Annotated in this window: 19 protein-coding genes; 9 read left to right on the forward strand and 10 right to left on the reverse strand. The window is 66.0% G+C overall.

What is annotated here, in order from left to right; all coding sequences use genetic code 11:
• Position 1 precedes the first annotated feature (1 nt).
• The 9 genes from ccoO to hemN are packed head-to-tail and all read left to right on the forward strand — an operon-like array spanning position 2 to position 7,615.
• Positions 2-763, forward strand: a complete 762-nt coding sequence (gene ccoO, locus ACREB7_RS04875; RefSeq protein ID WP_431591164.1) for a cytochrome-c oxidase, cbb3-type subunit II — start codon at positions 2-4, stop codon at positions 761-763.
• On the forward strand, positions 760-918 hold the full coding sequence (locus ACREB7_RS04880) for a cbb3-type cytochrome c oxidase subunit 3 (RefSeq protein ID WP_431591165.1): 159 nt from the start codon (positions 760-762) through the stop codon (positions 916-918). The genes ccoO and ACREB7_RS04880 overlap by 4 nt, the downstream gene beginning before the upstream one ends.
• Positions 911-1,846 carry a cytochrome-c oxidase, cbb3-type subunit III gene (ccoP, locus tag ACREB7_RS04885; RefSeq protein ID WP_431591166.1) on the forward strand — a complete coding sequence of 312 codons (936 nt, stop codon included), beginning with the start codon at positions 911-913 and terminating at the stop codon, positions 1,844-1,846. The genes ACREB7_RS04880 and ccoP overlap by 8 nt, the downstream gene beginning before the upstream one ends.
• The gene (gene ccoG / locus ACREB7_RS04890) at positions 1,833-3,290 is read left to right on the forward strand and encodes a cytochrome c oxidase accessory protein CcoG (protein ID WP_431591167.1); all 1,458 of its coding nucleotides are present in this window, start codon (positions 1,833-1,835) and stop codon (positions 3,288-3,290) included. The genes ccoP and ccoG overlap by 14 nt, the downstream gene beginning before the upstream one ends.
• Positions 3,287-3,757, forward strand: a complete 471-nt coding sequence (locus ACREB7_RS04895; RefSeq protein ID WP_431591168.1) for a FixH family protein — start codon at positions 3,287-3,289, stop codon at positions 3,755-3,757. The genes ccoG and ACREB7_RS04895 overlap by 4 nt, the downstream gene beginning before the upstream one ends.
• Positions 3,754-5,868, forward strand: a complete 2,115-nt coding sequence (locus ACREB7_RS04900) for a heavy metal translocating P-type ATPase (RefSeq protein WP_431591169.1) — start codon at positions 3,754-3,756, stop codon at positions 5,866-5,868. Before ACREB7_RS04895 ends, ACREB7_RS04900 begins: the two co-directional genes overlap by 4 nt.
• Positions 5,865-6,020: a cbb3-type cytochrome oxidase assembly protein CcoS gene (ccoS, locus tag ACREB7_RS04905; protein WP_431591170.1), complete on the forward strand. Its 156-nt coding sequence runs from the start codon at positions 5,865-5,867 to the stop codon at positions 6,018-6,020. The genes ACREB7_RS04900 and ccoS overlap by 4 nt, the downstream gene beginning before the upstream one ends.
• Positions 6,017-6,247: a hypothetical protein gene (locus tag ACREB7_RS04910; protein WP_431591171.1), complete on the forward strand. Its 231-nt coding sequence runs from the start codon at positions 6,017-6,019 to the stop codon at positions 6,245-6,247. The genes ccoS and ACREB7_RS04910 overlap by 4 nt, the downstream gene beginning before the upstream one ends.
• A gap of 60 nt (positions 6,248-6,307) precedes the next feature.
• On the forward strand, positions 6,308-7,615 hold the full coding sequence (hemN, locus tag ACREB7_RS04915) for an oxygen-independent coproporphyrinogen III oxidase (protein WP_431591172.1): 1,308 nt from the start codon (positions 6,308-6,310) through the stop codon (positions 7,613-7,615).
• Between the two features lie 796 nt (positions 7,616-8,411).
• On the opposite strand, the gene ACREB7_RS04920 is transcribed toward hemN, so the two are convergent.
• Genes ACREB7_RS04920 through ACREB7_RS04965 form a run of 10 tightly spaced genes read right to left on the reverse strand, consistent with a single transcriptional unit; the run spans position 8,412 to position 19,289 of the window.
• Complete coding sequence (locus ACREB7_RS04920; RefSeq protein WP_431591173.1) at positions 8,412-9,044, reverse strand: 3-oxoacid CoA-transferase subunit B; 633 nt, start codon at positions 9,042-9,044, stop codon at positions 8,412-8,414.
• 10 nt (positions 9,045-9,054) lie between these two features.
• The gene (locus tag ACREB7_RS04925; protein ID WP_431591174.1) at positions 9,055-9,801 is read right to left on the reverse strand and encodes an SDR family NAD(P)-dependent oxidoreductase; all 747 of its coding nucleotides are present in this window, start codon (positions 9,799-9,801) and stop codon (positions 9,055-9,057) included.
• Positions 9,798-10,289, reverse strand: coding sequence for an aromatic-ring-hydroxylating dioxygenase subunit beta (locus tag ACREB7_RS04930; RefSeq protein ID WP_431591175.1), 492 nt, complete (start codon positions 10,287-10,289; stop codon positions 9,798-9,800). Before ACREB7_RS04930 ends, ACREB7_RS04925 begins: the two co-directional genes overlap by 4 nt.
• Entirely contained in the window at positions 10,286-11,521 is a 1,236-nt protein-coding gene (locus ACREB7_RS04935) for an aromatic ring-hydroxylating oxygenase subunit alpha (RefSeq protein WP_431591176.1), read from the reverse strand. Before ACREB7_RS04935 ends, ACREB7_RS04930 begins: the two co-directional genes overlap by 4 nt.
• Positions 11,518-12,045 (reverse strand): nuclear transport factor 2 family protein, encoded by a 528-nt coding sequence (locus ACREB7_RS04940; RefSeq protein ID WP_431591177.1) that lies wholly within the window; start codon positions 12,043-12,045, stop codon positions 11,518-11,520. The genes ACREB7_RS04935 and ACREB7_RS04940 overlap by 4 nt, the downstream gene beginning before the upstream one ends.
• A complete protein-coding gene (locus ACREB7_RS04945) occupies positions 12,042-12,401 on the reverse strand; it encodes a hypothetical protein (protein ID WP_431591178.1) in 360 nt (119 codons plus the stop codon). The genes ACREB7_RS04940 and ACREB7_RS04945 overlap by 4 nt, the downstream gene beginning before the upstream one ends.
• A gap of 34 nt (positions 12,402-12,435) precedes the next feature.
• A complete protein-coding gene (locus tag ACREB7_RS04950) occupies positions 12,436-13,578 on the reverse strand; it encodes an acyl-CoA dehydrogenase family protein (RefSeq protein WP_431591179.1) in 1,143 nt (380 codons plus the stop codon).
• Entirely contained in the window at positions 13,575-14,711 is a 1,137-nt protein-coding gene (locus ACREB7_RS04955; protein WP_431591180.1) for an amidase, read from the reverse strand. The genes ACREB7_RS04950 and ACREB7_RS04955 overlap by 4 nt, the downstream gene beginning before the upstream one ends.
• Complete coding sequence (locus ACREB7_RS04960; RefSeq protein ID WP_431591181.1) at positions 14,708-16,084, reverse strand: amidohydrolase family protein; 1,377 nt, start codon at positions 16,082-16,084, stop codon at positions 14,708-14,710. Before ACREB7_RS04960 ends, ACREB7_RS04955 begins: the two co-directional genes overlap by 4 nt.
• 1 nt (position 16,085) lies before the next feature.
• Entirely contained in the window at positions 16,086-19,289 is a 3,204-nt protein-coding gene (locus tag ACREB7_RS04965; protein ID WP_431591182.1) for a S41 family peptidase, read from the reverse strand.
• Positions 19,290-19,478 lie beyond the last annotated feature (189 nt).

Below are 19,478 nucleotides of genomic sequence, written 5' to 3' on the forward strand. Positions count from 1 at the left end.
AATGGCCAGTGAAAAAGCCGAAAAGCGCTTCAGCCACCGGCGCATCGAGCGCAACGTCAGCCTGCTGGGTTTCCTTGCCCTGATCGCGGTCGTGATCGGCGGTATCGTCGAGATCGCGCCGCTGTTCTGGATCGACAATACGGTCGAGAAGGTCGAGGGGATGCGGCCCTACACCCCGCTCGAACTCGCCGGTCGCAACGTCTATATCCGCGAGGGCTGCTACACCTGCCACAGCCAGATGATCCGTCCGTTCCGTGACGAGGTCGAACGCTACGGCCATTACAGCCTCGCCGCCGAAAGCATGTACGATCATCCGTTCCAATGGGGGTCGAAGCGCACCGGGCCCGACCTGGCGCGCGTCGGCGGCCGCTATTCGGACGAATGGCACAAGGCGCATCTGATCGATCCGCGCAGCGTCGTGCCCGAGTCGATCATGCCGCCCTATGCCTTCCTCGCCGAAAAGGACCTGCAGGCCGGCGACATGCGCAACGACCTGACGGCGCTCTATCGTGTCGGCGTGCCCTATACGAAGGCCGATATAGAAAAGGCGAACGAGGATATGGCGGCGCAGGTCGACCCCGCCGCCGGGATTGATCTGCAGAAACGCTATCCCAAGGCGCAGGTTCGCGATTTCGACGGCGATCCCGACCGGCTGACCGAAATGGATGCGCTGATCGCCTATCTGCAGATGCTCGGCACGCTCGTCGATGTCGACAAGGCGGCTCCCCAGGAACGCGCGGGCGAAGCGGAGGCGGGGCGATGAGCTACGACGACCTTCGCCATTTCGCCGACAGCTGGGGGCTGCTGGCCATGACCCTGCTGTTCCTCACCTTCATCGCCTGGCCTTTCCGCCCGGGCGCCCGCGCCCGCAACGAAGAAGCCGCGAACATGATCTTCGAGGATGACGAACATGGCTGAGCAGAAACGCATCGACGAAGCCACCGGAACCAGCACTGTCGGCCATGAATGGGATGGCATTGAGGAACTCGACACGCCGATGCCGCGCTGGTGGCTGTGGACCTTGTACGCCACCATCGTCTGGGGGCTCGGCTATGTCATCCTCTACCCGGCCTGGCCGATGCTCAACAGCGCGACCGAGGGTGTTCTCGGCTGGTCGAGTCGCGGCGACCTGGCGAAGGAAATGGACGCCGATGCAAAGCGCCGCGCCCCGATCGTCGATGCGATCGCGGCGACGCCGCTGACCGACCTGCCGGCCAGGCCCGACTTGATGCAGGCGGCGGTGCAGGGCGGTGGCGCGGCCTTTCGCGTCCATTGCGTCCAGTGCCACGGCGCCGGGGGAGCGGGGGTGAAGAAACTCTATCCCAGCCTGACCGACGACGACTGGCTATGGGGCGGCGACCTCGCCACGATCGAATATACGGTCACCCACGGCATCCGGAATCCCGATCACAAGGAAACGCGAACCAGCCAGATGCCCGCCTTCGGCCGCGACGGCATCCTCGATGCGGCGCAGATCGGCGACGTCGTCAGCTATGTGCGGACGATCAGCCGGCAGGAAAAGTCGAGCATGTCGTCGACGCGCGGCGCGGCGCTGTTCGCCGACAATTGCGCGGTCTGCCACGGGGCGGGCGGCGAGGGCGGGCGCCAATTCGGCGCGCCGAAGCTGACCGACGCGATCTGGCTCTATGGCGGTGACCGCGACAGCCTGACCGCGACGGTGACCCAGCCGCGCAACGGCGTCATGCCGCGCTGGAACAACCGGCTCGATCCGGTGACGATCAAGATGCTCTCGACCTATGTCTATTCGCTGGGCGGCGGCGAAAAGGGGCCCGCTCCGGCGGCCGAAGGAGCCGTCGAGGGACAGGGAGCCGATGGTCAGCCCTGACGACCTCTCCGGCCAGCCCGCGCCGCTCTATGAAGCGCGGAAGGGCGTTTACCCGAAAGCGGTGAACGGTCCCTTCCGCCGCTTCAAATGGGCGATCATGGCGGTGACGCTGGCGATCTATTACGGGACGCCGTGGATCCGCTGGGACCGCGGACCCTATGCGCCCGACCAGGCGGTGCTCGTCGATCTCGCCAACCGGCGCTTCTATATGTTCCAGATCGAAATCTGGCCGCATGAATTTTATTATGTCGCGGGCCTGCTGATCATGGCGGGAATCGGGCTGTTCCTCGTCACCAGCGCCGTCGGGCGCGCCTGGTGTGGCTATGCCTGTCCGCAGACGGTGTGGACCGACCTGTTCCAGCATGTCGACCGGTTGGTCGACGGCGACCGCAACGCGCAGATCCGCCTCGCCAACGGGCCGTGGACGGCCGAGAAGCTGGCCCGGCGGGCGCTGAAATATGCGATCTATCTGACCATCGCCTTTTGGACCGGCGGTGCATGGATCATGTATTTCGCCGATGCGCCGACGCTGACGGTGGATTTCTGGACCGGACAGGCGGCGCCGATCGCCTATGGCACGGTCGCCGTGCTGACCGCGACGACCGTCATCCTCGGCGGCTTCCTGCGCGAACAGGTGTGCATCTATATGTGTCCCTGGCCGCGCATCCAGACCGCGATGATGGATGAAAAATCGCTGCTGGTCACATATAAGGACTGGCGCGGCGAACCGCGCGGCAGCGTCAAGAAGGCGATGGCCCATCCTGGAGCGTTCGGCGACTGCATCGACTGCAATCAGTGCGTCGCGGTGTGTCCGACCGGCATCGACATTCGCGAAGGACCGCAGATCGGCTGCATCACCTGTGCGCTGTGCATCGATGCGTGCGACGGGGTGATGGCCCAGGTCGGCCGGCCGCGCGGGCTGATCGACTATTGCACGCTCGACGATGCGACGACCGAAAAAGCGGGCGGGACCGGCCAGCCCGTGCTCAAGACGCTGACGCGTCCGCGCACGCTGATCTATCTCGGCGTCTGGACCGCGATCGGCGCGGCGATGCTCTTTTCGCTGGGGCAGCGGACCCGGCTCGACCTCGCCGTCCAGCACGAGCGCAGCCCGCTCTATGTCCAGCTCTCCGACGGGCATATCCGCAACAATTATACGCTGAAACTGCGCAACATGGAGGCGCGGCCGCGCCGCGTGGCCGTAACCGTCAGCGGGCTTGCGGGCGCCGCCCTCTGGACCGCAGCGGGGTCACGGGAAAGCGCCGCGCAGCGGATCGAGGTGACGCTGCCCGCCGACGGCGTCACCAGCATCAAATTGTTCATCGCGGCGCCCGGAGCCGGTCCGGCGCGCCAGGATTTCACGATCTCGACGCGCGGACTCGATGGCGACCCGCGCGGCGATAGCGACATCATTCAGTTCGATCGCCCGGAGACAGCACAATGACCGACACACGCAAGCCCCGGGTCTTCGCGGGGCGGCACATGGCCATGATCCTCGTCGCCTTTTTCGGCGTGGTGATGGCGGTCAACTTCACCATGGCGCACTTCGCCCTGTCGACCTTCGGCGGCAAGGTGGTCGAGAACAGCTATGTCGCCAGCCAGCATTATAATGAATGGCTGCAACGGGCTGCAGCGCAGGACCGGTTGGGTTGGCAAACGACCGTCACGCTCGATGCCGACCGCCACGTCCTGCTCGATGTTCGTAAGCATGGCGCGCCGCTGGACGGCCTGTTGGCGTCGGCGACGATTAGCCATCCGGTTGGACGCACCCCGCCCGCCGCGTTCGGTTTCGCGCCGGCGGCGGGAACTGTCCTGCGCTCGACCCGTCCGCTGGCGCCGGGACGCTGGCGGCTCGACCTCATCGTCCGGCACGGTGCCGACGAAGCGCGTTACCGGAAGGATCTGCAATGACCGCCGCCGCCCTCGTCGAACGCGACTTCGCGGTCCCCGACATCCGCTGCGCCGGCTGCATCGCCAAGCTCGAGCAGGGGCTGGTGCGCGACCGTCGCATCGCCGCCGCCCGCGTCAATTTTACCGAAAAGCGCGTCCATCTGTCCTATACTCCCGACGCCGACATGCCCGACCTGATCGGGGCGTTCTCGAACCTCGGGTTCGAGGCGCATCCGATCGGAAGCGGCGCCGATGAAGTGGACCCCGAAGCCGAGACGAGCCGCGAATTGCTGCGGGCGGTCGCGGTGTCGGGCTTCGCGATGATGAACATCATGCTGCTGTCGGTGTCGGTCTGGTCGGGCGCGGCGGGGGCGACGCGCGACCTGTTCCACTGGCTGTCGGCGGCGATTGCGCTGCCGACCGTCGCCTATGCCGGGCGCCCCTTTTTCCGTTCGGCCTGGCGGGCGCTGCGCCACGGGCGCACCAACATGGACGTGCCGATCAGCATCGGGGTGCTGCTCGTCTGCGCGATCAGCCTGTATGAAACCGCGACCAGCGGGCCGCACGCCTATTTCGACGGCGCGGCGATGCTGCTCTTCTTCCTGCTCTGCGGCCGCTGGCTCGACAGCGTCATGCGCGACCGCGCCCGCGGCGGCGTTACCGCTTTGCTGCGCAACATGGGGACCGGCGCGACGGTGCTGGACGCCGACGGCCGCAGCCGCTGGGTCGACGCGACCGCGCTCGAGCCGGAGATGTTGATGCTCGTCGCGGCGGGCGAAAGGCTTGCGGCCGACGGCGTGGTGATCGGTGGCGCGAGCCGCCTCGACCTGTCGCTGTTGACCGGCGAAAGCGCGCCGCAGGGCGTCCATGCCGACGACCTCGTCCATGCCGGGACGCTCAATCTCGACGCCCCGATCCATGTGCGCGTGACCGCTGCGGGGGCGGACACCGCCATCGCCGACATCGCGCGGCTGATGGGCGAGGCGGCGCAGGGCAAGTCTCGCTATGTCCGCATCGCCGACCGCGCCGCGCGGCTCTATGCGCCGGCGGTGCATTGCCTCGCGCTGATGGCCTTCGCCGGCTGGATGGTCGCGGGCGCGGGCTGGCACCACAGCCTGCTGATTGCCGCCGCGGTGCTGATCATTACCTGCCCCTGTGCCCTCGGGCTTGCGGTTCCGGCGGCCCAGATCGTCGCGGCGGGCGAATTGATGCGCGCGGGTGTGCTGATCAAGGACGGATCGGCGCTCGAACGGCTGGCGGAGGTCGATCGCGCGCTCATCGACAAGACCGGCACGCTGACGCTCGGCCGACCCGAGGCGATCGGGCTGGACGGGCTGGATGCCGATGCGAAGGCGTTGATCTTCGCGCTGGCGCAGGCGAGCCGCCATCCGCTCAGCGAAGCGCTGACGCGCGGGCTGCGAGAGACCGATGTTCGGCCCGCCGCCGTGACCGCATTGCGCGAGACCCCCGGCTTCGGCGTCGAGGCGCGCCGGGGCGGGCAGGTGGTGACGCTCGGGCGTCCGCAGTCGGCGGACCTCGGCGATGCGCTCGCCACCGAACTCGCGATCGACGGCCGCGTGGTCGCGACGATCGGCTTCGCCGACCGTCTCCGCCCCGATGCCGCCGAAACCATCTCCGCGCTTGCTCGCGAAGGCGTCGACGCGATGATCCTGTCGGGCGACCGGGCCGAGGCGGTTGCACCGGTGGCGCGCGCGCTCGGCCTGACGGCGCAGACGGGGATGAGCCCGCAGGACAAGCTCGCCGCGATCGACCGGCAGGCGGGGCAGGGGCGCCGGGTGCTGATGATCGGCGACGGGCTCAACGACGGGCCGGCGCTCGCGGCGGGTCATGCGTCGATGGCGCCGGGATCGGCGAGCGATGCCGGCAAGAATGCGGCCGATTGCATTTTCCTGGGCGACCGGATGATGCCGGTGGCGCACGCGCTGCGCATGGCACGGCGTACGCAGGCGATCGTGCGGCAGAATTTCCTGCTCGCGATCGGCTATAACGCCATTGCGGTGCCGCTCGCCTTTCTCGGCTTCGTTACCCCGCTCGTCGCCGCGCTCGCGATGTCGGGATCGTCGCTGATCGTCGTCGGCAATGCGCTGCGGCTAAAAAGGGCGATCCGGTGAACGGCCTCGTCTTCCTCATCCCGATCGCCCTCGGGCTCGGGATGCTCGGGCTCGCCGGCTTTTTCTGGTCGCTGCGCAAGGGGCAGTTCGACGATCTCGACGGCGCCGCGCTGCGCATCTTCGTCGAGGATGAAGAGGGGAAAGAGCCATGATCGCGCGCCGGTTCATGCTGGCGCTCGGCGCTATGGCGCTGATCCAGCCGCCGGTCGCGGTCGAGGCGCGCATATTGACGATCCCCGCCTGCGGCGGCCAAACGCATCGCATGATGCTGCCGGGCGACCCGCTCGACCCCGACCAGCGGCGCGACTGCGCCAAGGCCTGTCATGCCGTCACCGACCGCCGGGTCAAGCCGGCGGTCGGCAAGAAATCATGCTGCTGATGCGCGCGCCGTTGATCCCGGTCAATGATGCGGCCGCGCGGCCGGCATAGGACGCCCATCATGTGGTCCTATCATCCCGATCTGCTCGCCAAGCCGGTGCCGCGCTACACCAGCTATCCCACCGCGATGGAATTTACCGATGCCGTCGGTGCGGAGGATTATGCGCGCGCGCTCGACGGGGTCGAGGCAGCGACGCCGATCTCGCTGTATGTCCATATCCCCTTCTGCGAGCAGATCTGCTGGTATTGCGGTTGCAACACCGGGGCTGCGGGCCGCAAGCAGCGGCTGGCCGACTATCTGACGGCCTTGCGGGCGGAGATCGCGCTCGTTGCGAAGCGGCTCGGCGGGCGCGGGCGGGTGCAACGCATCGCGTTTGGCGGCGGCAGCCCGAATGCGATCGCGCCGGTCGAACTGGTGCGTCTGCTCGATCGCATCCTGACGGTTTTCGACGCGCATCGGCCGGAGGTTTCGATCGAGCTCGACCCGCGCGGCTTTTCCGCAGAATGGGCGCTGGTCCTCGCGGCGGCGCATGTCACGCGCGTCAGCCTCGGCGTCCAGACCTTCGCGCCGCATGTCCAGGCGGCGATCGGGCGCGTCCAGCCGCTTGCGGATATCGAGCGGGTCGTCGCGGCGCTGCGTCTGCGCGACATCGACGCGATCAACTTCGACCTGATGCACGGGCTGCCGGGGCAGACGCTCGCCGATCTCGATGCGACGCTCGACGAAACGATCCGCCTCGCGCCGAACCGCGTGGCGCTGTTCGGTTATGCCCATCTGCCCGACATGATCCCGCGCCAGCGGCGGATCGATGCCACCGACCTGCCCGACCAGCGGCTCCGCTTTGACCAGGCAGAGCTGGGATATCGGCGCCTGACCGACGCGGGTTATGTTCCGGTGGGGTTCGACCATTTTGCGCGGCCGGATGATCCGCTCGCGACCGCAGCGCGCGAACGGCGCGTGAACCGAAATTTTCAGGGATTTACGGACGATGGCGCGTCCGTTCTGCTCGGTTTCGGCGCCAGCGCGATCAGCAAGTTCCCCGATCTCATCGTCCAGAACGAAAAACGGGCGGGGCCTTATCGGGACGTTGTGGAGGAAGGACGGCTGCCCGCCGTACGCGGGGTCGGAATTTGCCACGAACAGCGGGCCAGGGCTGGCGATATTCGGAACCTGCTCTGTAACGGGCGCACCCGTCTCAACCCTGAACGGCGCACACCGGTGCGAAACGCGCTGCAGGACTATGAACGTCGCGGCTTGATCGAATGGCAAGGTGATGACCTTGTCATTCGCGATAATGGCCTGCCCTATTCGAGGCACGTCGCCGCACAATTTGATAGCCTGAGAGGGCGCATCGACAAGTTGGCATGACGACACGGCTCAAACGCCAGGATATTGGAGGCCGAAGCACGTCAGTGTCTTGAACGCCTTTCGATCTGCCGGGTCGGCGGGTGTTTACGGTCGGCTTGCGAACGCAAACAAAGACCACGCTCGTGCTTCGCGGCGCTCCCGTAAGTGGTTGTTCTTTACTGGAGGAAATGGTGGGCGCACTTAGAGCTCAAACCTAGGACCCGCTGATTAAGAGACCGTTCTGTCGTGGTATATTTAGAATTATTTTCAGATACTTGGATCCATCCGCGCATGATCAGCTGTTCAATGGGCCACAACGAACGATAATAGACGACAAGGCTTAACATCACCAAATCGCTTACAATCCGCTCGCGTCTTAACTGGCTGCTTTGCGCCTCACGTCGGCTGTTCCAACTGCCGCTGATCGGCGTCCGCAGCGCAAAGCGGAGCGATGAGTTTTATCTGAAGCGGAAATCCGACCGGCCTGAACTATGCGCCGGTGGGGATAGTGGTGTGCTGTCATTCAGCGCGCGACGCGGCGCCATTTTCTGGCCTAGAACAAGATCCCCATTGTGCCACGATAACTGGTCCGGCTCTTCTCGCTGACAGCGCATATTCTGACGGGAACGGGTGCGGGTATCCGGATGCTCAGACGAGCAAAAAGCTCTCCGGGCGCTGTCAACTGGGGCTGAGAGGATTTTGTTAAAGGATGCAAGAAGAGTCGGAACGGCCGCAAGGACGGTGAGCCTGTCCTTGGCAGGCCTTGATCCGGGCCAAGAGGCGGCCCTGAGGGCACTGTTGGCATGGAAATTTCACCTCAAGCAATTTGGGCGGATGTTGACGCTCTGACGCCCGCTTCGGTTTCTCCCGGTGCGAGTTCGATGATCGCGAACGGCTTTCCGAGGGCAGGGCGCGCGAATACCGCGCGATCGGTGACGATCATGTCGACGACATTCTGCCCGGTAAGCGGAAGCGTGCATTGCGGCACGAACTTGGGGCGGCCATCCTTCGAGCAATGATCCATGACGGCGATGATCCGCCGCACGCCCGCGACCAGATCCATCGCGCCACCGATTCCTTTCAGCATCTTGCCGGGAACCGTCCAGTTCGCGATGTCGCCGTCTTCGCTCACCTCCATCGCGCCAAGGATCGCGACATCGATATGGCCGCCGCGGATCATCGCGAAGCTCGCCGCGCTGTCGAAATAGGCGCTGTGGGGCAGTTCGCTGACGGTCTGCTTTCCGGCGTTGACCAGATCGGCGTCAACCGCGTCCTCAAAGGGAAAGGGGCCGATGCCGAGCATGCCGTTTTCGGACTGCAGCGTTACCTGAATCCCGTCCGGAATATGATTGGCGACCAGCGTCGGGATACCGATGCCGAGATTGACATAATAGCCGTCGCGCAGCTCGTGCGCGGCGCGCGCCGCCATTTCATCGCGGGTCCAGGGCATTAACCGATCCTTATCGCAGGTAGAGCCCGCCATTGACGTCGAACGTCGCGCCCACGGCCGAAACGGCTTGCGGCGAGGCGAGAAGCGAGACGAGGCGGGCGATATAATCGGGGTCGCCGAGCGTGCCGGCGGGAATGCTGTCGATCACTGCGGCAAGCCGTTCGGGCGGCAGAAGGTCGCGAACCGAATCGAGATCGAGCGGCCCCGGTGAGACGGCGTTGACCGTCACGCCATCGGCCGCGAGGTCGCGCGCGAAAACCTTGGTCAGCGTTATGATGCCGCCCTTGGCTGCGGCATAGTGCGCGCCGGTTGCAGCGCCGCCATTCTGCCCCGCGAGCGAGGCGATGTTGACGATCCGGCCATAGCGCTGCGCGCGCATATGGCGGCCGGCGACCTGGCACCCGAGAAAGCAACCCTTCAGCGCGACCGCTGTCACCGCGTCGAACTCCTCGGCCGAAATATCGAAGAGCGGGGTCGTGCGTGTCAACGCGGCATTGTTGACCAGCACTCCGATGCCGCCCCAGCGTTCGGTCGCCGCGGCAAAGGCGGCGTCAAACTGCGCCGTGTCGCGCACGTCGATCGCCAGCGCCGCGACATCGCCCATGATCGCCTGCGCGGCGCGTGCGACGGCTTCCCCGTCGACATCGGTCAGCAAGACGCGAAAGCCGTCGGCCGCCAGTCGGCGCGCGATGACCTGGCCGAGCCCTCCCGCCGCACCGGTGATGATCGCGACATTGTGCCAGGCGGGAGGCGTCACAGCAGGAAGCTCATGCCGGCAAGCGCGTCGGTCGAGTTGATCAGGCGCACGATCTTCTCGGCGAGGCGGATGCCGCCATCCTCGATACGCAGCCGGTAGGTGACGTTCGCGGCATAGGTGCGATAGGCGCCGCGCCGATAGTCGACCAGATGCTGCGCGCAGCGAATGCGGATTTCGGGCGCCGGTTCGTCGTCGAGCATCCGGAAGCGCGACAGGCTGCGGATCGTGTTCGAGGCATCGCGCGCCGACATCGATTCGCCGCTCGTCAGGCGCGAGACACGCATCCGGCGCATCGCCGCATCGTCATAGGCATAATTCAGCCGGTCGGCGAAATCATCGGCGTCCGGGTCGATCGGAATGGCATAAAGGCCGTCCTTCGCCCACAGCGCGAGCCAGGCGGCATAATCGCGGTGGTCGAGGCAATCGGCCTCGAGCGAAATGAACCGCACCGCATCGTCGAAGGTGATGGTTTCGATCGTCCGGGTCATGCCGTCATCATCCTTTTCCACATCTGATAAGCGGCGCGCATGCCGGTTTCGGCGGTCACATCGCCTGCATTGGCGGCGGTCTTGTCCTCGCCGCGATTGACCATGATCCACGCGGGGTCGGCCGACCCTGCCGAACCTCGCTGTACGCGCTCCCAGGCTTCGGCGTCGTCGGGCGTGCCGAAGCCCATCGGACCCTGGAAATGCTCGTGGAGCCGCAGCCGCGCGCGATTGGCGATGTCGGGGCCGCCGTCCATGCCGATCGCGATGTGCCGAATCTCCGTCTCGTCGACCGCGAGCGGACGCAGGACACGGAAGAAAGCCATCGAACAGGCGAGGTTGGGAAAGAGGTTGAGGTTGAAGCCCGACCCGCCGATCGCGCGCACGATCCGCCGGACCTGCTCTTCGGGATAATCCTTGCGCAACTCTTCGGCGATGTCGGCGAAGCGATCGGGAATGTCGGTGTCGAGATTGTCGTCGAGGTCGACGAGCTCGGGGATCATCACCATCACGCTGTGGCCGTTGCCGAGATCCTCGACATAGCCGCCGGCGTCCATGAAGGAGAAGAGATCCTCGGTCGCGTCGTCGAGCGAGGTCAGAAAGCTCTTGTGGACGACCGGGAAATGATAGGCGTCGGTCGTATTCTCGAGCTGGATCTTCCAGTTGCCGGGAAAGGTGAAGCGATGCTCGCCCATTGTCTTGACCGGGAAGCCGCCGCCCTGTTTCATAAACAGGTCGATCCACGGCTTTGCGCGGCCGAGGAAGGTGTCGAGCGCTTCGATGCCCTGATCGAACGTCGCGAAGACCAGCCCGGCATAGGTTTCGACGCGAAGCTGGATCAGGCCATATTCGGCCTTGTCGAAGTCCTTGTAGCCCTTGGGCAGCGGTACGCCGCGCAGGTTGCCGTCCTGCGAGTAGGTCCACGCATGGTAGGGGCAGACAAAGCCTGCCGCGTTGCCGTGTCGCGCCTCGCAAACCGTTGCGCCGCGATGGCGACAGCGGTTGACCATCACGCGGATATCGCCCTTGCGGTCGCGGTTCACGATAACCGGCTGCCGCCCGACATGGGTGGTCAGAAAGTCGCCCGCCTTCGGAATATCGCTTTCATGTGCGACCCACACCCAGGTGCGGTTGAAGATGCGATCCATCTCCTCCTCGAAGATCGCGGGATCGCGATAGAGTGAGCTGTGGACGCGGTCGGGAAGGACGAGCGCGTCGAAATCTCTGCTGGTCATTGGTCGGCTCCGATGTTGGCCGTGCCGGGCACGGGAATGTCCGCTGCGTCGTTCCAGTGATCGACGCGGCGGGAAAACAGGTTTCGCGTGCGGAACGCGGCGATCCGCCAGCGCCCTTCTTCGTGAGCGAAATCGAGCGCGAGTGCGGCGCTGCGAAGGTCGGCGCGATCGTCGGCATAGGTCGAGGTCTGGAGCATCATCCACTGGCCGCTCGCCCGGTCGCCGGTCACCACGATGGCCTCGGCCGAGAAGAAATGCGCTGTCATCGCGAAATGCGGCTGGGGCAGGCAATAGCCGCGGATCATCGCGACGATCGCGTCGCGGCCGTCATAGCCGCCGAAGGCCTGCTGATAGCGGCCCTTGCCTTCCCAGCGCGCGTCGCGGGTGAACAGTTCGCCCAGCTCATCGAAGGGCGTGTCGGGGCCAAGGTCGTCGCAAATCTGGAAGTAGCGCGCGACGATCCGGCGGATGGCGCTTTCCGCCTCCAGCCGGTCGAGCCGCGCGAGGACTACGGCGTCGGTCATTCGGGCATCACCAGCTCGCGACCGAGGCGCGCCTCGACGCGCATATATTTCCACAATCGATGCTCGCCGACCTCGATCGTGCGGAACAGGCCGCAGATCGCCACCGCCGTGTCGCGGTCGGGCACGTCGGCCAGGATGTAGAAGGTCCAGGGCCAGCCGGTCGGCGAGGTGCCGACCATCGTCTCATCATCATCAAAGGTGCCGAGCACGTCGACGCCGGGCATCTCGCGGATTTGCCGCAGCAGGCCGCCGGTGGCCTTGAGGACGGTGGGGATGTCCTTGCCCGGCAGGTCGAAAAAGCCCTGGAGCACGGCGCCGCAGAACAGGGCGCGGATCTTTTTGGGTTGGTCGGTCATGTTATTTCCTCGCGATCGTTCGGAGTGGTGGCGTTCAGGGATAACCGGGGGGCGGCGTCCTTCCGAGCAGCACCGCGCCGCCCGATTGCCATGTTCCGTCGTTCATAAAGGCGTGCTGCGCGACGACGAGTGCGTCGAGCAGCAGGCGCGATAGCGGATGGCTGTTGAAGATGCCGGTCGTTCCCGCCATTTCAAAAGCACGGCGCGCGACGTCGGCGCCAGTCTTGGCGATATGCGTCGATGCGATCCGCAGCGCCGCGAGATCGGTGAGAGAGACCTCATCGTCGCGCGACACGCGATCCCACATCGCCTCGGTTTCTTCGTAGAACCAGGCCCGGGCGGAGCGAAGCTGCGCCTCCATCTGGGCGAGCGCGGTCTGGAAGGCGGGGCGGTCGGCCATCGAGGGCGCGCCGGTGATCGAGTTTTTCCGCGTCGCGAGCTTCACGGCCTCGTCGATCGCCTCGCGCGCCACGCCCGCCGCGACGATCGCGAGCACTTGTGCGGCCATCGCCATCGTCGGGTAGCGATAGGCGGCGGTGTCGATCGACGGCGGTGCGCCGCGGATCAGCGTCCATTCTTCGGGCACCAGCACATCCTCGACCACCAGATCGTGACTGCCCGTGGCGAACATGCCGATGGTGTCCCAATTCTCCTCGATCCGGACCTGCTCGCGCGGCATTACCGCCATTCGCGGCAGGCCGCCGCTTTCGCCCTCGATTCGGATGCCGACGCCGATCAGCGAGGCGCCCATGCAGCCCGAACCGAAGCCCCAGCGACCGCGCACCCGATAGCCCTTGCCCTCGGACGTGACCGGCTGCGGGGGAAAAACGGCGCCGGCAAAGACGACGTCGGGCGTCTCGCGATAGAGGGTGGCGAGCGTCGAGGCCGGAAGCGACGACAGATATTTGCTCGCGAAGCCGAAGCTCGCAACCCAGCCGGCAGACCCGTCGGCGGCCGAGATGGTTTCGATAAGGCGCAGAAATTCCATCGGCGTCATCGCGGCGCCGCCGAACTGTTCGGGCACGAACGCCCGGTAAAGGCCGATTTTCTGGAACTGTTCGACTATGTCCTGCGGGATATGCCCTAGCCGGTGCAGGTCGGACCGCCTGGCGCGGATATCGTCGAGCAGGGGTTGGAGAAGCGGGCTGGAAAGCCCCAGGGTCGGGGTCGCCGTCATGCGGTTTCGCCTTTCTTGAACAGGGGGATGGTGCGGGCAAGCGCGCAAAGCGCTTCGTCGCCGCCCTTGCGACCGACGAGCTGGAGCGACACGGGCGCGCCGCCAGCCTCGCCGACAGGCAAGGCGATCGCCGGGTGGCCCGACAGGTTGAACGGGCGGCAATTGGCCGTCATCGGAAGGGCCGCCGCCGGGTCCGTCGCTGCGAGCAGGCTCGGCGGCGCGGCGGGCAGCGTCGGCAGGGCGATCGCGTCGAAATCGGCGAGCAGCCTGTCGACCTCGGCTGCGAAGCTGCCGCGTACCGCCTCGGCCTCGGCAAGTTCGGCATCGCTGATCCGCGATGCAGCGAGCAGGCGGTCGTGCACGTCGCGCCCGATGAGCCCGGTTTCGAGCAGCGGTGCGAACGCATCCCAGGATTCGCGGGCGATGATGCGAAGACCGGCCTGCTGGGCCGCCGCCATGCCGGGTAGCGTTATGGGGGTGATCGCGAAGGCGCTTTCTGCGACCGCACGGGTGATAGTCAGGACCGCCTCGTCACCAGCGTCGGCGACGAAAGCGATGCGCGGCGCAGGGTGGGGCGGTGCGGCGCGCCAGTCGGACAGCAGCATTGCCATGATCCGCTCGATATCGGCGACCGACCGCGCGAAAGGCCCCGCGCAATCGAGGCTGCTCGATGCCGGGGTCAGTCCGTCGCGGCTGACGCGCCCGAAGGTCGGCTTGAATCCGACGACGCCGCAGCAGGCGGCCGGAACGCGGATCGATCCGCCTGTGTCGGTGCCGATCGCGGCATCGACGAGCCCCGCCGCGACCGCCGCCGCCGACCCGCTCGACGATCCGCCCGGGACGAGGTGCGGGTAGGCCGGGTTGATCGGCGTCCCGGTCCAGCCGTTGACGCCGGTCACACCATAAGCGAGTTCGTGCATCGTGACGCGCCCGGCGATGGTGCAGCCTGCGGTCCGTAATCGTCCGACGATCGCCGCATCACGCGCCGCCGGAGGGCGCGTGGCGAGCGCGCGGCTGCCGGCGGTCGTCGTTTCGCCGGCGACGTCGATGCAATCCTTGATCGCGACCCGCATCCCGTCGCCGGGAAAAGGGCCGGTCAGGAAGATCGAACGATGAACCGGCGACAGGGTCATTGGCCCGCCGCCCCAGGCGCCGCGCGCGGCGAGGCCGGATCGTCGCGAAAGATCGTCCCGTCCTTCATGACGAAGCTGACGTGCTGAAGCGCGGTGATGTCGACCGTCGGGTCGATACCGACCGCGATGATGTCGGCGATCTTGCCCGCTTCGATCGTGCCAAGGTCGGCCTCGCGGCCGATCACGCGCGCGCCGTTGACGGTCGCTGCCCGGATTGCGTCGGCGGCGGGCATCCCTTCCTTGACATATAGCTCAAGTTCGCGCGCGTTATTGCCGTGAACGCCGATCCCGGCGTCGCTGCCCGCGGCGATGGGCACGCCGGCGCGATAGGCCGCCATCATCCGGGGGCCGTGCTTGGCGAGGAAATTTTGCATCACCGCCAGCATCGATCCTTTGGCGGTGACGATGTCCTTGCGGATATTGTCCTGCACCGAAAGCGTCGGCACGAGGAAGGCGCCATTCTTCCTGAACAGGGCGATCGCATCAGGCGGCGTGAACGAACCATGCTCGATCGAATCGACGCCGGCGTTCAGCGCTGCCCGGATCGCCGCCTCGCCATGCGCGTGCGCGGCGACCCTGAGTTGGCGCGAGTGTGCGGTCTCGACGATCGCCCTGAGCTCGTCGTCGAGGAAGGTCGGCGGGGCGTCTTGCCGACCGCATGGGCGACTGCCGCTACAGCTCGCATAAATCTTGATGAGGTCGGCGCCCATGTCGATCTGGCGCCGCGTTGCCCGGCGGCAGCTCTCGACGCCCGAACAGGCGCCGGAACCATTATCGGACCCGGGATACAGGGTTGCGACGGACGTCAAGATCCGCGGACCTTCGAGTTTTCCCGTCGCGATCGCCTCGCGCAGCGCGACGATATGCCAGCCGTCGCTGCCGACGTCGCGGACCGTCGTATAGCCGGCGAGCAATGTCTTTCGCGCGTTTTCGATCGAATCGACAAGCTGGGTCACGTCGCGTCGCTGTGCCGCAGATCCTGCCTCGATCTCGTCGGCCACGCCCCGGATTTGAAAGGCCGCCTGTCCGCCCGAATTCATGGACAGATGGACATGCATGTCCATGAGGCCCGGAAGAACATAGCGATTTTTAAGGTCGACGACCCCGACGTCGGCGTTGGTTATTGTCTGCGGAAGGGTATAGCCTGCGTCGATCCGTTCGATCCGGTCGTTGCGAACGACGATCGTGCGTTCGCGCTGTGGAGCGCTCCCGGGCACCGCGAGCAGCCACCCCGCCTGAATGAGCATGACCTTGTCGCGCGCCGGCGCTTCGGCGCCGGCATCGGGCGCGGGAAGCCCGAATTCGCCCGGGTGGGCCAGCGCGGGGCTGCAAATCGTGGCACACGCCGCCAGCATGAGCGATAGTCTCTTCACTTCACTTCTCCTTCCTCAGTGCGGGGTTCCAGTCGCCCGCGCCCTGGAAAGCGGGAGTCGTGACGGGCTTCATCCCGGCGATGCGGTCGCGCAGGAGCCTGACGGCGGTGTCGAGCTGCTGATCGATGCCCTGCGCGAGGAGGCCGGGATCGTTGTCGATCTCGATATCGGGTTTCACGCCTTCGTTGCCCTCGGCCCATTCGCCGCCGGTCGTGTAGACGCGCTGCGGTGCCGGCGAGATGAAGCCGCCATTGATGAGCGGCAGCGACAGGCCCGGCCCGATGAGCCCACCCCAGGTTCGCGTTCCGATCAGCGGGCCGACCTCCGCCGTCTTGAACAGCAGCGGAAATCCGTCGCCACCCGAATAGCTCCAGCCGTTGGTGAGCATGGCCTTGGGTCCGCGGTGCGCGAGTTCGGGGAGTGGATAATCGGTTGAGTTGCGGGCCCGGAAATAGACCAGTGGCGGGCGATTGAGCAGCTCGACCATGCGGTCGCCCAGCGCCCCGCCGGTGTTGAAGCGTTCATCAATGATCAGCGCGTCCTTGTCGAACTGCGACCGATATTGGATCATCAGCTCGTTCTGGCCCTCGGCGCCGGTGTTGGGGACATAGATATAGCCGATACGCCCCGCGGACGCGGCGTCGACCTTTCGCCGATTCTCCTCAACCCACGCGAGCTCACGCAGCTTGCGTTCGCTTGTCAGCGTCTTGACCCGGACCTCGCGCTCCGTCGCGTCGCCGCGCGCGATGGTCAGGGCGACCTCCTTTCCGGCCAGCCCGGTCAGCGCTTCCCATGGGCCGGTACCGCCGGAAAGCGGCTTGCCGTTCACGGCGAGCAACTCGTCGCCTTCGCGCACGTCGAGTGCGTCGTCGTCGAGGGGCGAGCGAACCTCATAGGCGCGGGCGCCGGTCCGATAGATTTTTGCGACGCGGTATCGGCCATTGTCGACTGTGAAATCGGCGCCGAGCAGGCCGACATTGGTCGCATCGCCGCGCGGTCGCGGGGCGGTCGCCGAGGCGTAGACATGGCCGCCGTTGAGCTCACCCATCATTTCGCGCACGATGAAGGTCAGGTCATCGTCGTTGGTGACATAGGGCACGAGCGGAGCAAGGCGCGCGCGGACGACATTCCAGTCGATTCCGTGCAGGCCGGGATCGTAGTAGAAGTCGCGGCCATAGCGCCAGGCGTCGTTGAACATCTGCTGCGCTTCGGCGGCGTGATCGACGGTGGCGACCAGCCGCCGTCCGTCGATCTTCGCGGGCTTTCCCTTCGCGGCATCGACGCGATAAAGCTCGGTATCGATGCGGGTCAGTATCTGGTCGGCGTTTGCATCGGCAAGAGCCAATCCGTTGCCGGATTGCAGGACGCGGGGCGCTTCTTTGCCATAGTCATAGCGCTCCAACTGGCTATCACCGTCGCCGTCACCCTGCCGGATCAGCACATATCCGCCGTCGACCGGCCGGATTGCGGCGAGCAGGCCGGGCTTGGGCGGCATAAGCTTCAGCCGCTGCTCGGCATCCGCGAGGTCGACGGCAACGACGGCCTGCCGTGCCGGCATGGTCCAACCCGGATCGCCGGGCGCAGGCATATGCGCGCGCAGAGGCAGGACGGTCGCGACCGTGCCGTTGGTATAGGTCCAGGTGGCGTCGAACCCGTTGTCACCGAAAGTAGGCACGAACCGGCGGCGCGAAAGCATCAGCAGATAATTGCCGCTCGCCTCGAACATCGGCGCGAAATCGTCGAACGCGCCCGAGGTCAGTTGGTGCCGGTCGCCGCTGTGGGTGTCGAAGAGGAAAAGGGCGTTGTTGCGATTGTCCAGCCCGCGCGTATAGGCGAGCCAGCGGCTGTCGGGCGACCAGGAGACGGTCGCCTCGACCATTTCCGGGTGGTAACCCCATTTCCCCTGATCGACGCGCGTCCTGGCGCCGCTCGCGACATCGACGATCCACAGCACCTGCTCCTGATCATAGATGGCGATGCGCGCGCCGTCGGGCGACCAGAAGGGGGCATAGCGGAATCCGGGGCCGAAATCGGCGACCTTACGGGGCGCGGCGTTGCCCGCAGCTTTCACGTAAAGGGCATATTCGCCGTCGGCATCGCTTACATAGGCGATGTCGCCGCGCGTATTCGCGCGCGGGAAGCGCTCGGCAAAGCCCGATGTTGCGCTGATATTGCGAACCGACCGGCCGTTCGCGGCATAGGTAAAAATGTCGCCGCGCGCCTCGATCGTAACGCCGTCGGGTGACAGTGCCGCGCTGGTGATCCGGTCGCCGACCGCCATGTTTTCGGGGGCTTTCGCAACGGCGGCCGGGTCGATGCGTACCGTCACGGCCGACGTGCCGCCGGTCGCGGGGTCGAAGATCGCAAGGCTTCCGCCGACCTCGAAGATGATACGCGATCCGTCGGTTGCGGGGCGGCGGACGTCGGTGTCGCCATAGGTGGTTATGGCATCGTCCGTCGCGCCTTGTTCGCCCAGGCGCCAGATATTGGATCGGCCCGTGGCATCGCGCTCGGAGAGGAAATAAGTGCGGCCTGCAATCTGCATCGGCATCGAATCCGACGACGGGTGGTCGGTCAGCTTCCGGGTCGCGCCGGTGACGAATTCGAAGCGCCAGATGTCGGGCGCGCGGCCGCCATAATAGCGCTTCCAAGCCTCTTCCTGAAAATCGCGCTGATAGGTGAAGAGCAACGCCTTGCCATCAGACGTATAGGTCGCGGTCTCGCCATAGGGCAGCGGCAGGCGCTGGGGCAGGCCGCCCGCGACGTCGATGGTATGAAGCTGATCATAGGTGGCGCGCGGACTCGACATCGTCGATGCGAACAGCACCGCCTTGCCGTCGGGACGCCAGTCGACGACCAGATCGGCTGCCGGGTGATGCGTCAGCCGCCGCGCCGCGCTGCTGCCGTCGGTGGGCACGATATAGACATCGGCATTGCCATCGACCTTGGCCGTCAGTGCGATCCATTGACCATCGGGCGAAAAGCGTACGCGATTGAGCTCGCTGCCGGGGACGGCAATCGGCCGGGCATTGTCGCCATTGGCATCGGCCACCCACAGGCGGTCGGCATAGATGAAGCCGATCCGCTGGCCACTGATATCGGGGTAGCGCATCAGCCGCGCTTCGCCGGTCGTGGCGTCTGCGGCCGAAGCCGCCCCCAGCGCCATCGCGGCGAGTCCGATCAGCAACCTGTTCCGATAAGTCATCGCCGCGACCCTCCCTGGAAGGCGCCGACGATATCTTCGTCTTTTCGAGAGCGCCTGTATGGCAAAAGACTAGGCAGCGGCGGCAGGCCGACAATCAAATGCTGCTCACAGGAGCCATGACCAGATCTAATCCGGCATAAGGCTGGCGCGGCGCCAGCCATGAGCCCGGCTCATGTTTCCCGCAAATTT

The organism is Sphingopyxis sp. (assembly GCF_050725615.1).
Lineage (GTDB): Bacteria > Pseudomonadota > Alphaproteobacteria > Sphingomonadales > Sphingomonadaceae > Sphingopyxis.